The sequence below is a fragment of the Shinella curvata genome (assembly GCF_022899935.1).
GTDB classification, from domain to species: Bacteria; Pseudomonadota; Alphaproteobacteria; order Rhizobiales; family Rhizobiaceae; genus Shinella; species Shinella curvata.
The window spans coordinates 122,698-135,580 of sequence record NZ_JALJCJ010000007.1; the positions used below are offsets into that span (position 1 = coordinate 122,698).

At 62.4% G+C, this 12,883-nt stretch carries 8 protein-coding genes; 4 read left to right on the forward strand and 4 right to left on the reverse strand.

Annotation, left to right across the window (positions count from 1 at the left end; genetic code table 11):
• Positions 1-204 precede the first annotated feature (204 nt).
• The 3 genes from acnA to MUU55_RS23765 all read left to right on the forward strand — a co-directional run bounded on the left by acnA (position 205) and on the right by MUU55_RS23765 (position 4,542).
• The gene (gene acnA, locus MUU55_RS23755; protein WP_244763266.1) at positions 205-2,898 is read left to right on the forward strand and encodes an aconitate hydratase AcnA; all 2,694 of its coding nucleotides are present in this window, start codon (positions 205-207) and stop codon (positions 2,896-2,898) included.
• A 158-nt stretch (positions 2,899-3,056) separates the two neighbouring features.
• Positions 3,057-3,815, forward strand: a complete 759-nt coding sequence (locus tag MUU55_RS23760; protein WP_425314230.1) for a DUF1223 domain-containing protein — start codon at positions 3,057-3,059, stop codon at positions 3,813-3,815.
• A 352-nt stretch (positions 3,816-4,167) separates the two neighbouring features.
• The gene (locus tag MUU55_RS23765) at positions 4,168-4,542 is read left to right on the forward strand and encodes a DUF2794 domain-containing protein (protein WP_244763268.1); all 375 of its coding nucleotides are present in this window, start codon (positions 4,168-4,170) and stop codon (positions 4,540-4,542) included.
• Here the strand turns inward: MUU55_RS23765 and MUU55_RS23770 are convergent, their stop codons facing one another.
• From MUU55_RS23770 to MUU55_RS23780, 3 genes are all read right to left on the reverse strand, one after another.
• Positions 4,543-5,094: a GNAT family N-acetyltransferase gene (locus MUU55_RS23770; RefSeq protein WP_244763493.1), complete on the reverse strand. Its 552-nt coding sequence runs from the start codon at positions 5,092-5,094 to the stop codon at positions 4,543-4,545.
• Between the two features lie 123 nt (positions 5,095-5,217).
• The gene (gene pyc / locus MUU55_RS23775; RefSeq protein WP_244763269.1) at positions 5,218-8,676 is read right to left on the reverse strand and encodes a pyruvate carboxylase; all 3,459 of its coding nucleotides are present in this window, start codon (positions 8,674-8,676) and stop codon (positions 5,218-5,220) included.
• Positions 8,677-8,884: 208 nt separating this feature from the next.
• Positions 8,885-9,625: a helix-turn-helix transcriptional regulator gene (locus tag MUU55_RS23780; RefSeq protein ID WP_244763270.1), complete on the reverse strand. Its 741-nt coding sequence runs from the start codon at positions 9,623-9,625 to the stop codon at positions 8,885-8,887.
• A 301-nt stretch (positions 9,626-9,926) separates the two neighbouring features.
• On the opposite strand from MUU55_RS23780, the gene MUU55_RS23785 reads away from it, so the two are divergent.
• Entirely contained in the window at positions 9,927-11,684 is a 1,758-nt protein-coding gene (locus MUU55_RS23785; protein WP_244763271.1) for a glucan ABC transporter ATP-binding protein/ permease, read from the forward strand.
• Positions 11,685-11,718: 34 nt separating this feature from the next.
• Here the strand turns inward: MUU55_RS23785 and MUU55_RS23790 are convergent, their stop codons facing one another.
• Positions 11,719-12,870 carry an OpgC family protein gene (locus MUU55_RS23790; RefSeq protein WP_244763272.1) on the reverse strand — a complete coding sequence of 384 codons (1,152 nt, stop codon included), beginning with the start codon at positions 12,868-12,870 and terminating at the stop codon, positions 11,719-11,721.
• Positions 12,871-12,883: the final 13 nt, after the last annotated feature.

The following is a 12,883-nucleotide window of genomic DNA, read 5'->3' on the forward strand; positions in this document are numbered from 1 at the left end:
AGGCGCTCTGGAACGTTTCCCGGAAATTATCTATATACCCTTCAACACGCCAGCGGTCGGCGTGAATTTCATCCAAGCGCCGAACCGGAATGATTTCCGCGTACGGACAGCGGAAATGGCCGCACCCGCATCCCATAACGCGCTTCACGGGCGCAGGGACGTTCGTACGTCAGATTTCTGGCGCCAGACGAGACGGGGTATAAAGTGTCCAAATCCCTAGACAGTTTCAATTGTCGGTCGACCCTTACGGTCAATGGCACCGACTATGTGTATTACAGCCTGCCCAAGGCCGAAGCGAACGGCCTGGCCGGCGTCTCGAAGCTGCCCTACTCGATGAAGGTGCTTCTTGAGAACCTGCTGCGCTTCGAGGACGGCCGCTCGGTCACCAAGGAGCAGATCCTCTCGGTCGTCGACTGGCTGACCAACAAGGGCACGGTCGAAAACGAGATCGCCTATCGCCCGGCGCGCGTGCTGATGCAGGACTTCACCGGCGTTCCCGCCGTCGTTGACCTCGCGGCCATGCGTGACGCGATGGTGTCGCTCGGCGGTGATCCGGAAAAGATCAACCCGCTCGTTCCCGTCGACCTCGTCATCGACCATTCCGTGATCGTCGACGAATTTGGCACGCCGACCGCCTTTGCCCGCAACGTAGAGCTGGAATACCAGCGCAACGGCGAGCGCTACCGCTTCCTGAAGTGGGGCCAGCAGGCGTTCCAGAACTTCCGCGTCGTGCCGCCCGGCACCGGCATCTGTCATCAGGTCAATCTGGAGTATCTGGGCCAGACGGTATGGACCAAGGAAGAAGACGGCGAGATCATCGCCTACCCGGATACCTGTGTCGGCACGGACAGCCACACGACCATGATCAACGGCCTCGGCGTTCTCGGCTGGGGCGTGGGTGGTATCGAGGCAGAAGCGGCCATGCTCGGCCAGCCGGTCTCCATGCTTCTGCCTGAAGTCATCGGCTTCAAGCTGACCGGCAAGCTCAAGGAAGGCGTGACCGCGACCGACCTCGTGCTGATGGTCGTGCAGATGCTGCGCAAGAAGGGCGTGGTCTCGAAGTTCGTCGAATTCTTCGGCCCCGGCCTCGACAACATGACGCTCGCCGACCGCGCGACGATCGGCAATATGGGCCCGGAATACGGCGCGACCTGCGGCTTCTTCCCGGTCGATGGCGAAACCGTAAACTACCTCACCATGTCCGGCCGCGAAGAACAGCGCATCGCGCTGGTCGAAGCCTATTCGAAGGCTCAGGGTATGTGGCGTGACAACGACGGCTCCGACCTCGTCTTCACCGACACGCTGGAACTCGACCTCGGCGACGTCGTTCCCGCCATGGCCGGCCCGAAGCGTCCGGAAGGCCGCATTCCGCTGGAAACCATCGCGCCGAACTTCGCGACGGCCCTTGAGAACGACTACAAAAAGCCCGGCCAGCTTTCGAACCGCTACGCGGTCGAAGGCACGGACTACGATATCGGCCACGGCGACGTCGCCATCGCCGCCATCACCTCCTGCACCAACACGTCCAACCCGTCGGTCCTCATCGCCGCCGGCCTTCTTGCCCGCAATGCGGTCGCCAGGGGCCTGAAGACGAAGCCGTGGGTCAAGACGTCGCTGGCACCTGGTTCCCAAGTCGTCGGCGAATACCTCGCAAAGTCCGGCCTCCAGGCCGATCTCGACAAGCTCGGCTTCAACCTCGTCGGCTTCGGCTGCACGACCTGCATCGGCAATTCCGGCCCGCTGCCGGCGCCGATCTCCAAGACGATCAACGATAAGGGTCTGATTGCCGCCGGGGTTCTTTCCGGCAACCGCAACTTCGAAGGTCGCATCTCGCCGGACGTGCAGGCGAACTACCTCGCCTCGCCGCCGCTCGTCGTCGCCTATGCGCTCGCAGGCTCGGTCCAGAAGGACCTGACCAAGGAGCCGATCGGCGAAGACCAGAACGGCAACCCCGTCTACCTCAAGGACATCTGGCCCTCCTCCAAGGAGATCCAGGAGTTCATCATGAAATACGTCACCCGTGAGCTCTATGCCACGAAGTATGCCGACGTGTTCAAGGGCGACGAGAACTGGCAGGCCGTGCAGGTTCCGGAAGGCCAGACCTATGCCTGGGACGACAAGTCGACCTATGTGCAGAACCCGCCCTACTTCGTCGGCATGGGCAAGACGGGCTCCGGCCTCAAGAACATCGAAGGCGCCCGTGTCCTCGGTCTCTTCGGTGACAAGATCACCACCGACCACATTTCGCCGGCTGGTTCGATCAAGGCCGCGTCGCCGGCCGGTGCCTACCTCACCGACAACGGCGTTGCGGTGGCGGACTTCAACCAGTACGGCACGCGCCGTGGCAACCATGAAGTCATGATGCGCGGCACCTTCGCCAATATCCGCATCCGCAACCACATGCTCGGCCCGAACGGCAAGGAAGGTGGCTACACCATCCATTACCCGACGAAGGAAGAGCTTTCGATCTATGATGCGGCCATGAAGTACAAGGCCGAGGGCGTTCCGCTCGTCATCTTCGCCGGCGTCGAATACGGCAACGGCTCGTCGCGCGACTGGGCGGCCAAGGGCACCAACCTGCTCGGCGTCAAGGCCGTGATCGCGCAGTCCTTCGAGCGCATCCACCGCTCCAACCTCGTCGGCATGGGCATCGTGCCTTTCGTCTTCGAGGACGGCACGACCTGGGCTTCGCTCGACCTCAAGGGCGACGAGATTGTTACGATCGAGGGCCTGGAAGGCGACATCAAGCCGCGCGAGAGGAAGATCGCCAAGATCACCTACTCCGACGGCACGGTGAAGGATGTTCCGCTGCTTTGCCGCATCGATACGCTCGACGAGGTCACCTACATGAACAACGGCGGCATCCTGCAGACCGTTCTTCGCGACCTCGCCGCCTGATTCTTTTCAGCGCGAAACAAGAAATGCCGGGGCCCCAAACCCCGGCATTTTCCATTCCTGAAGGAAAAAATCTCACTCCATCGTGACTTCCTGTTGAAGCGGCAAGCGCGTATGACGGCTTCAAAAGGCTGGCCTTTGCCGACGCTTCATTGGAAATGATCATGCCGAGACTGTATAGACCGGAATGTCTGGCGATCCTGCTTGCGCTCGGGGCCAGCACCGCCGCCGCTGAGGAAGGCCTCAAGCCCAAGGGCGTCGTCGAGCTCTTCACCAGCCAGGGCTGCTCCTCCTGCCCGCCGGCCGACAAGGCGCTGGAAACGCTGGCCCGCGAAGGCAAGGTCGTGGCGCTCTCCTATCACGTCGACTACTGGAACTATCTCGGCTGGGCCGATACGCTCGCCTCCAAGGACAATACCGACCGGCAATATGCCTATGCGCGCATGTTCGGCCGCAACGGTGTCTATACGCCCCAGGCCGTGCTGAACGGCCGCGAGCACATCAACGGCGCCGATATCAGCGGCATCCGCTCCCGCCTCGGCGCCATGCCGAACGAAGGCAAGGGGCTGAGCGTGCCTGTTGACGTCGAGGTGAAGAACGACGAGCTGCGCATCCGTGTCGGCCCCGGCGAAGGCAAAGCCAATATCGTCATCGCCTATTTCGAGCGCGAACGCACCATTAACATCGACAAGGGTGAGAATCTCGGCAAGACGATCAACTACTGGCATGCCGTCACCGATATGGAGACGATCGGCATGTGGGAGGGCAAGGAGACGAACCTCGTGCTTCCTGCCGATATGCTGAAGAAGAAAAAGAAAGCCGGCGGCTGCGCCATCCTGCTGCAACGCATGAAGACGGCCGATACGCCCGGCGCCATTCTGGGCGCGACGGTGCTGACCGGGGAAAAGGCGACCCGGTAACCTCCCCTCCCCCCGTTTGGGGGAGATCCGGTCCGGCTTCTTCGAGGGGCTGGGGCTTGAGGGTTCGAAGGAGACGGACCGGACCGGGACGAAGCTGCCGGCAACGGAATACAGGGCAACCTCGACAGACGCTCGCCGGTTCGGCCAGAGTTCCGCGTGAGGCGGATGGCCGGGACAGGCGGCGACGGGCGGACTCTCTCTTTAAATTTGGGCGTCTGTTTGTCTGAAATGCGGCAGGACGGATTTTTGCGAAATCGCAAATCCGCTCCCCTGTCTTTCCCCTCAGCCTTGCATTTCATCTCCGGTCAGGCACACTGTCACCGTGCCGTCACAGAAAAGGTGCGGAGATTCGATGACTGATCAGCCGGATTTGCAGGCGCCCGATGTCGTGATCGACCTCAGGGACTACCGGAGCAGCAAGAACCCGCTGCCCATAACCTTCCATCGACGCGAACTTGATGCGATTCTCTGGGTCTATGGCCGCATGGTCGGCGAGGGCGAATGGCGCGACTACGCCATCGACCATATGCGCGACAAGGCGGTGTTCTCCGTCTTCAAGCGTTCCGGCGAAATGCCGCTCTACCGCATCGAGAAAGACCCCAAGCTCGCCGCCAAGCAGGGTGCCTACAGCGTCATCAACCAGCACGGCACGATTTTAAAGCGCGGCCACGAGCTGAAGCAAGTGCTGAAGGTCTTTGACAAGGTCTTGCGCCTCGTCGAGACGTGATCAGGCCATCGTGCCCGGATAATCCGTTGCCGACGGTTCGTTTTCGGCGCCGTCGCCCAGCGCGCGCTGCATGAACACCGTATCCAGCCAGCGCCCGTGCTTGAAACCCGTCGCGGTCATGCGGCCGGAGTGTTCGAAGCCGGCGGCGGTGTGGACGGCGATCGAGGCCGGATGCGCGCCGCCGATGACCGCCACCATCTGGCGGAAGCCGAGGTCGGTCGCGCGGCGGATGAGCTCGGCGAGCAGTGCCTTGCCGACGCCCTTGCCGCGCGCTTCCGGCGCCAGATAGACCGAATCCTCGACGAGCCAGCGATAGGCCGGCCGCGTGCGGAAGGCGGACGCATAGGCGTAGCCAAGGATGAGGCCGGTCTGCTCGACGGCGACGATATAGGGATAACCCTTACCGGTGATCGTTGTGAAGCGCGTCTCCATCTCGTCGAGCGAGGGCGGATCGATCTCGTAGCTCGCGACCCCGTTGAGGACGGACTCACGATAGATTTCGGTAAAGGCGGCGATGTCGCCAAGGTCGGCAGTGCGGATGACGAAGCTCATGGAAGCCAACATTTGTTGAACAATTCCGGCGCGTTTTGCGTCCGCCCTTGCCGGAAAGCAAGGCGAAAAAGGGGATGAGGTTAATCCCCATCCCCTTCAGTCAGGCTTCGATATTTGCGACGCTCACGCGCCGTAAACGATCAGCAGGTCCTTGGCGTCGATCTGGTCGCCGGCGCGCACCAGCACTTCCGAGATCATGCCGTCCTTTTCGGCGTGCAGCGCCGTTTCCATCTTCATCGCCTCGATGGAGAGCAGCACGTCGCCGGCCTTGACCGCCTGTCCGGCAGAAACCGAGACCGTCGAGATGACGCCCGGCATCGGCGCACCGAGATGGGCGGCATTGCCGTTGTCGGCCTTGCGGCGGACGGCCGAGGTTGCGGCGCGGTTGCGATCCGGCACCTTGATGAGGCGCGGCTGGCCGTTCAGCTCGAAGAACACCTTGACCATGCCCTGGGCATCCGGCTCGCTGGTCGCCTGGTGCAGGATGACGAGCGACTTGCCCTTCTCGATTTCCGGCTGCAGCTCTTCGCCCGCCGCCAGACCGTAGAAATAGGCCGGCGTCGGCAGAACGCTGACGGGACCGTAGGTATCGACGGCCAGCGCATAGTCGGTGAAGACCTTCGGATACATCAGGTAGGAGGCAAACTCGAAGTCGTCGACCGGACGCTCCAGCTTGTCCTCGATCGCCTTGCGCTCGGCGTCGAGATCGGCCGGCGGCAGAAGCGAGCCGGGAACGGCGGTGTAGGCTTCCTCGCCCTTCAGCACCTTCTTCTGGAGGGCGGCCGGCCAGCCGCCCGGAGGCTGACCGAGATCGCCCTTGAGCATGGAGACGACCGAATCCGGGAAGGCGATGTCGCGCGCCGGATTTTCGACATCGGCGACGGTGAGATCCTGGCTCACCATCATCAGCGCCATGTCGCCGACCACCTTGGAGGACGGCGTCACCTTGACGATATCGCCGAACATCTGGTTGGCATCGGCATAGGCCTGGGCGACCTTGTGCCACTTGGTCTCCAGACCGAGTGAACGGGCCTGTTCCTTGAGATTGGTGAACTGGCCGCCCGGCATTTCATGCAGGTAGACTTCTGAAGCCGGTCCCTTGAGGTCACTTTCGAAGGCGGCGTACTGGAAGCGCACGGCCTCCCAGTAGAAGGAGATGCGGCGGATCCATTCCGGGTCGAGACCCGGATCGCGCTCCGAACCGCGCAGCGCCTCGACGATCGAGCCGAGGCAGGGCTGCGACGTGTTGCCCGACAGCGCGTCCATTGCTGCATCCACCACATCAACGCCGGCATCGACGGCGGCAAGCACGGTCGCGGCCGCGATACCCGACGTGTCATGCGTGTGGAAGTGGATCGGCAGATCGGTCGCCTCGCGCAGCGCCTTGAACAGCACGCGGGCGGCGGCGGGCTTCAGCAGGCCCGCCATGTCCTTCAGCGCGATCATGTGCGCGCCGGCCTTTTCCAGCTCGCCGGCAAGATTGGTGTAGTATTTCAGATCGTATTTCGGGCGGGCGGAATTCAGGAGATCGCCGGTATAGCAGATCGTCGCCTCGCAGATGCGGTTCTCCTCGGCAATCGCGTCCATCGAGACGCGCATGTTGTCGACCCAGTTCAGGCAGTCGAAGACGCGGAAGACATCTATGCCGCCCTTGGCCGCCTGGCGGACAAAATACTTCACGACATTGTCGGGATAATTCTTGTAGCCGACGCCGTTGGCGCCGCGCAGCAGCATCTGGAGCAGCAGGTTCGGCGCATCCTCGCGGATGCGGGCGAGACGCTCCCACGGATCTTCCGTCAGGAAGCGCATGGAAACGTCGAAGGTCGCACCGCCCCAGCACTCGAGCGAGAAGAGCTGCGGCAGCGCGCGGGCATAGGTGCCGGCCACGCGCGCGATGTCATTCGTGCGCATGCGGGTCGCCAAGAGCGACTGGTGCGCGTCACGCATCGTCGTGTCGGTCAGCAGAACCTGCTTTTGACCGCGCAGCCATTCGCCGAATTTCGTCGGGCCGAGTTCATCGAGCTTCTGCTTGGTGCCGTCGGGGATATCGCCGTTGATATAGGGCACGACGGGCTTGGCGACATCCGACGGCGGCTTCGGACGGCCCTTGGCCTCCGGATGGCCGTTGACGGTGACGTCGGCGATGTAGGTCAGGAGCTTCGTCGCACGGTCCTGACGCTTCACCTGCTGGAAGAGTTCCGGCGTCGTGTCGATGAAGCGGGTCGTGTAGCTGTTGTCGCGGAAGGCCTCATGGCCGATGATCGCCTCGAGGAAGGTGAGGTTGGTCGCGACACCGCGGATACGGAATTCGCGCAATGCGCGGTCCATGCGGGTGATGGCTTCCGCCGCCGTGCTGCCCGAGGCGGTGACCTTGACGAGCAGTGGATCGTAATAGCGGGTGATATAGGCGCCCGTATAAGCCGTGCCGCCGTCGAGGCGGATGCCGAAGCCTGCCGCCGAGCGGTAGCCGGTGATGCGGCCATAGTCGGGGATGAAGTTCTGCTCCGGGTCTTCCGTGGTGATGCGGCACTGCAGCGCGTGGCCGTTGAGACGGATGTTCTCCTGTGCAGGAACGCCCGATTCCGGCGTGCCGATCGCCTCACCGTCGAGAATGTGGATCTGCGCCTTGACGATATCGATGCCGGTCACGACTTCCGTGACGGTGTGCTCGACCTGAATGCGCGGGTTCACCTCGATGAAGTAGAACTTGCCGCTCTCGACATCCATCAGATACTCGACCGTGCCGGCGCCGATATAGTTGGTGGCCTGGCCGATCTTGAGCGAATAGTTGGCCAGTTCCTGGCGCTGCACTTCCGTCAGATAGGGGGCCGGTGCGCGCTCGACGACCTTCTGGTTGCGGCGCTGGATGGAGCAGTCACGCTCGAAGAGATGCACGACATTGCCGTGGGTATCGCCAAGAATCTGGCTTTCGACGTGACGGGCGCGCTCGACGAGCTTTTCGAGATAGACCTCGTCCTTGCCGAAGGCGGCCTTGGCCTCGCGCTTGGCTTCCGTCACCTCGCGGATCAGGTCCTTCGGGTCGCGGATGGCGCGCATGCCGCGCCCGCCGCCGCCCCAGGAGGCCTTGAGCATGACGGGATAGCCGATCTCGGCAGCGAGACGGTGGATTTCGGCTTCATCATCCGGCAGCGGGTCAGTGGCCGGCACGACCGGCACGCCGACGGAAATGGCGAGGTTGCGCGCGGCAACCTTGTTGCCGAGCTGGCGCATGGTGGCCGGGCGCGGACCGATGAAGGTGATGCCGGCGGCATCGCAGGCATCGACGAATTCCGGGCTTTCCGAGAGCAGGCCGTAACCAGGATGGATGGCATCGGCGCCGGAAAGCCTGGCGACGCGGATGACCTCCTCGATCGACAGATAGCTCTCGATCGGGCCGAGATCGCGCGCCAGATGCGGGCCGCGGCCGATCTGGTAGCTCTCGTCCGCCTTGAACCGGTGCAGCGCCAGTTTGTCCTCTTCCGCCCATATCGCAACTGTTTTCAGACCGAGTTCATTGGCCGCGCGGAACACACGGATGGCAATTTCGGATCGGTTGGCGACAAGGATCTTGGAAATGGGCAAGTCGAACTCCTCAAGACTTGGAAAAACGGGAAATGCTGCACCCGCGAAGAGAATTATTAGCGGCTAATTTCCAAAGTGCAATTTTGGAGTCGTCACGGAACAGAAGATTTGCGTCGCTGGAAACAATCGAATGGCCAATCCACGACGATTTTCCGCCATAGATTGTTTTAAAACAAGCAGTTGCTGTCCAGAGGCGAAAAACTGGCCTCTATGAGACGAGCCCGAGCCGGAAGGCGATGGCGACGGCGTGGTGGCGATTGCGCGCGCCGAGCTTTTCCTGGATGCCGTTCATGTACCAGTCGACCGTATGGCTGGAGATGCCGAGTACCCGGCCGATGTCAGGCGATGTCATGCCTTCCGCCAGCAGGCTCAGCGCCTCCATTTCGCGGCGCGTCAATTCGACGTCGACGATCGACGAAAGCCGCGCCGCCATGTCGGGATCGGCGATATGGATCAGCTTCCAGTAGAGCCGCCGGGCAATGCTGTCGAAAATACCGAGTTCGACGCTTTCAAGCTCGACCGGCTTGCCACCCAAACTGAGACTCCCGACAAGGCCGCGCCGGCCGTGCACGGGAAAGATATAGCCATCCTCCAGCCCGTTCTGCCGCGCATCCACCATCATGCGTTCCATGCGCTTGCGATGCGGACTGGTGCGGAAGGCGCTCAGCGTATCGCGCCAGCGGAAGCCGGTCTGCGCATGGCCGAGATAGCGCACGGTCGGATCGACCTGCATGTAGCGTTTCTGAAGGTAGGTTTCCAGCCAGTCCTGCGGCCAGCGCCCGGCAAGAATGAGACCGGAAAGGGTTTCTACCGGCTTCGGCGCCTGATTGAGCCAGTAGTAGTCGAAACCGTACAGCGCCAGCAGACGCTCGAATTCGGCTGTCGTCTCGTCACGACCGCGCAACTCGTCGATCAGTGCAAGAAACTGCACCAGCAAGTTGATCTTCATATGCCCTGCGCTGGAAGCGCCCCAATCCGAATTCCGAGATATAACCCGCCTTGCTTCGGCCAGTCATGTCCCATTCATGTTACCCCGCTTACACTTGGCAGGATCGAATGATGAAAATCAATCGGATAAGGACGTCCCGGCGCGCAAATCTCAAGACATCACGCAACATTTCACACGAGTCATGAAATTTGCGCGGCCGTGGAGAACTTTCGCCCCTTGCGCTGCTTAATGCCTGTAGCGAAGGGATCGAGGGTGCGTGTATCGCACCGCACAAAAGGTTTTGCCCGGAAAGGCCGCATTCGTGTCTTTGTTTCAGGTCTATGCACGGGCGCTCAGCTATCTGAGCGTCTACAAGCTCAGGGTTGGCTCGGTCGTTGCCGCCAACGTCGTGCTCGCCGTGATCGCCATTGCCGAACCGATCCTGTTCGGTCGTATCATCGATGCCATCTCCTCCCAGGGCAATGTCACGCCGATGTTGCTGATGTGGGCAGGCTTCGGCCTGTTTAACACCATCGCCTTCGTGCTCGTCGCCCGCGAGGCCGACCGGCTGGCCCATGGCCGCCGCGCCAGCCTGCTGACGGAAGCCTTCGGCCGCATTATTTCCATGCCGCTCGCCTGGCATAGCCAGCGCGGCACCTCCAACGCCCTGCATACGCTGCTGCGCGCCTGCGAGACGCTGTTCGGCCTCTGGCTCGAATTCATGCGCACACATCTGGCGACCGCCGTGGCACTCGTCCTGCTCGTGCCCACCGCCTTCGTGATGGACTACCGTCTCTCGCTGGTTCTGGTCGTGCTCGGCGCGCTCTACGTGCTGATCGGCAAGGTGGTGATGAACCGCACCCGCGAGGGCCAGGCCTCGGTCGAGAACCACTATCACACCGTGTTCTCGCATGTGTCGGACTCCATCAGCAACGTTTCGGTCGTGCACAGCTACAACCGCATCGAGGCGGAGACGCGCGAGCTGAAGCGCTTTGCCGAGCGGCTGATCAATGCCCAGTATCCCGTGCTCGACTGGTGGGCGCTGGCCAGTGCGCTGAACCGCATTGCCTCTACCATTTCCATGATGACTATCCTCGTCATCGGCACGGTTCTGGTGCAACGCGGCGAGATCAAGGTGGGTGACGTCATCGCTTTCATCGGCTTCGCCGGCCTGCTCATCGGCCGCCTCGACCAGATGAAGGCCTTCGTCACGCAGATCTTCGAGGCCCGGTCGAAGCTCGAGGACTTCTTCACGCTGGAAGACGCCGTCAAGGAACGCGAGGAGCCGGCCGGTGCGAGCGATCTCGGCGAGGTCAAGGGCCGAGTCGAGTTCCGCAATATCAGCTTCGACTTCGCCAATGCCACCCAGGGCGTGCGCGACGTGTCGTTCACCGCCGAAGCCGGCCAGACGGTCGCCATCGTCGGCCCGACCGGTGCCGGTAAGACGACGCTGGTCAATCTCTTGCAGCGCGTCTACGAGCCGCAGTCCGGCCAGATTCTCATCGATGGCGTCGATATTTCGACGGTGACGCGCAAGTCGCTGCGCCGCTCGATCGCCACCGTCTTCCAGGATGCTGGCCTGCTCAACCGCTCGATATCAGACAATATCCGTCTCGGCCGCGAGGGTGCGACGGAGGAGGAGATCATGGCGGCGGCGGAAGCAGCGGCGGCGAACGACTTTATCGTCTCGCGCCAGAGCGGCTACGACACCCATGTCGGCGAACGCGGCAACCGCCTGTCGGGCGGCGAGCGCCAGCGTATCGCGATTGCCCGCGCCATCCTCAAGAACGCACCGATCCTGGTGCTCGACGAGGCGACCAGCGCACTCGACGTGGAGACGGAAGCCCGCGTGAAGGCGGCAATCGACCAGCTACGTCGCAACCGCACGACCTTCATCATCGCGCACCGCCTGTCGACGGTCCGCGAAGCCGATCTCGTGGTCTTTATGGATCACGGCAAGATCGCCGAGATGGGCACATTCAACGATCTCAGCCAGAGCAACGGCCGCTTCGCCGCCCTGCTGCGCGCCAGCGGCATTCTGACGGATGACGACGTGCGCAAGAGCCACACGGCGGCCTGAGCGTCAGGCCCCGTACTTCGGGCTAACGCCCCTTCTAACCGGCAGGGCCTCGCACGCCCTGCCGTTTTGCATTGGTGCTGGCGATCACGGCGGCCTGCCAGTCGAGATAGCGCGCATAGACGAAATGCAGCGCGATGCCGGCCAGCGCATAGAGCGTGCCCAGGACGGGGTTCTTGCCCGTGACGAACATCATCACCTGCCCGACCATGGCGAGGATCGTGCCGAAGATGAAAACGGCAAGCGAATGCCGGCCGACGGCCACCAGGGGATGCGAAAGCGGCAACGCCGCCCAGTTCGACAGAACCGGGATCGTCGCCACCAGATAGGCACCGGCCAGCACATGCAGGAGGCGTGTGGTCGAGAGAAAAGTCTTGTCGAAGCCGGTCAGCACGGCGGGCAGGCCATAGGAGAAATCGATGTTCCACCAGGAGAACACGACCCACAGCATCGAGACGAAGATATAGGCGGCCGACAGCAAAGTGAGCATGCTGTTGCGGGGGATGCCCGTCCGTTTCGCCCTGAGCACGCCGACGAAGCCGATGACGAAGAGGAACTGCCAGGACAGCGGGTTTAGGAACCACTTGCCATCATCGAGGAAGTTCGACGGCGCGATCTGCCAGATGCCGGCGCAGAGCCAGAGCGTGCCGGAGACGGCGAGCAGCAGCAGCGCGCTTTGCCGATAGAGCCAGAGGAAGACCGGTAGCATCAGGAACAGCACGGCATACATCGAGAGGATGTTGTTGTAGCCGAACTGGTGGCCGAGCAGCACCATGCTGACGACGCCCTGTTCCGTGCGGTCGACGACGGCGCGCAGGTTGATTTCCGAGATCAGATCCGGCCGCTCGAACCACAGGGCGCCGCCCGCGAAGATCGCGAAGGTCAGGATGCTCGTCATGATATGGGCTACATAGAGCGTCAGCGCCCGCCGCAGGATGCGCAGCGTCACCGCCAGCCGCTCCCCGACGGCAAAGCGGGAACCATAGGCAAGGCCCACCGACATGCCGGAGATCAGCACGAAGGCCTCAGCCGAATCGGAAAAACCGAAATTCTTGTGCGTCAGGTGTTCCAGATACTGGCCCGGAACGTGATTGACGAAGATCGTCAGGAGGGCGATGGCCCTGAAAACATCAAGGCGCGTGTCGCGTTGCCGCGGCACGGCGCCCGTCAGTCCGGTTTTGTCTGTCATGTCAGTCTGATCC

Coding starts and splice junctions, on each gene's coding strand:
- MUU55_RS23765 (WP_244763268.1), top strand. CDS start 4,168: ATGACTGATCAGCCGGATTTGCAGGCGCCCGATGTCGTGATCGACCTC.
- MUU55_RS23770 (WP_244763493.1), bottom strand. CDS start 5,094: ATGAGCTTCGTCATCCGCACTGCCGACCTTGGCGACATCGCCGCCTTT.
- MUU55_RS23780 (WP_244763270.1), bottom strand. CDS start 9,625: ATGAAGATCAACTTGCTGGTGCAGTTTCTTGCACTGATCGACGAGTTG.
- MUU55_RS23790 (WP_244763272.1), bottom strand. CDS start 12,870: ATGACAGACAAAACCGGACTGACGGGCGCCGTGCCGCGGCAACGCGAC.